The organism is Terriglobus sp. YAF25 (assembly GCF_052113305.1).
Classification (GTDB): Bacteria; Acidobacteriota; Terriglobia; order Terriglobales; family Acidobacteriaceae; genus Terriglobus.
The window spans coordinates 1-1,143 of the sequence record NZ_JBFRCY010001026.1; the positions used below are offsets into that span (position 1 = coordinate 1).

The following is a 1,143-nucleotide window of genomic DNA, read 5'->3' on the forward strand; positions in this document are numbered from 1 at the left end:
ACGATGATCTTCGCTGCATCCGGACCGGCAAGAGCAACCTCGAGCTCAACTCCACAGGCAAACATTTTGAAGACGAACTGATCTTGCTGGATGCATCCGGTAAAACCATAGGGGCGCTCGGTGTCGTCTTCAACTACAAACCTGGTGACGATAAAGCCGCGCTTGCCAAGATCGCCGATCAAGTCCGCGACGAGATGAAGGAGCAACTGCCTTCGAAGAGCAAACTCTTTGGCCCGGCGAGCTAACCGCGAGTGTGAATAGCAGAGAACCCTGGCGCAGAGATCCGTGAGCATATCTGCCTCAGTCCCCCAACTCTTTGTACCGAGCAAGAGAGGGCTGAGGCTTTCCTGGAGCGAGTGTGAAGGACAGGAGGTCAACAGTGGCGGCAATTGAAGCAATTGTGCCACCAGTAAAGCCGCAGACCGGTGCAGAGCTGCTTGTGCGAGCTTTGGAACTTGAAGGAGTTGAGTATGTCTTCGGTGTTCCTGGGGAAGAGAATCTGGCTCTGTTGGAGGCGATTCGCACTTCGTCCATAAAATTCATCGTGACCCGCCATGAGCAAGTCGCGGGATTCATGGCATCCACCTATGGTCGGCTGACTGGGAAACCTGGAGTCTGCTTAAGCACTCTTGGCCCCGGAGCCACAAATCTTGTCACGGCCGCCGCCTATGCGTCGCTTGGCGGAATGCCGATGCTTATGATCACGGGTCAGAAGTCGATCTTTCACCGTAGGCAAGCGCGCTTTCAAATCGTGGATACGGTTGCCATGATGCGGCCTTTAGCGAAATCGGCATCTCAAATTATCGATGCCAGCAACATACCGACCCTTGTCCGAGACGCGTTTCGTACTGCGCAGTCGGAGAGGCCGGGCCCCGTTCACCTTGAGCTGCCGGAAGACATTGCTGCCACGGTCGTTCCCGTGCCTCACTTTGTCTCACCGAGTCCCCTTTATCTCTCGGTCGCCTCCGCAGTCTCCATCGCGCAGGCCGCGGCTGCGATCTCGCGGGCGTGTCACCCATTGATTGTGATTGGCGGTGGAGCGAACCGCCCAGGGCAGACGGCAGGTCTTTCTGCTGCGATCCGACTGCTTGGAATCCCGTTCTTCAATACGCAGATGGGCAAAGGAGCGATCAATGGGAACTC

2 protein-coding genes are annotated in these 1,143 nt (G+C 56.4%); both read left to right on the plus strand.

All coding sequences use genetic code 11. The annotated features are described in order from the left end of the window. The coding region (locus tag AB4043_RS26265; protein WP_442308621.1) for a hypothetical protein at nt 1-245 on the plus strand (245 nt) is incomplete at its 5' end. A 134-nt stretch (nt 246-379) separates the two neighbouring features. After that, a partial coding sequence (locus AB4043_RS26270; protein ID WP_442308622.1) for a thiamine pyrophosphate-binding protein occupies nt 380-1,143 on the plus strand: 764 nt, incomplete at its 3' end.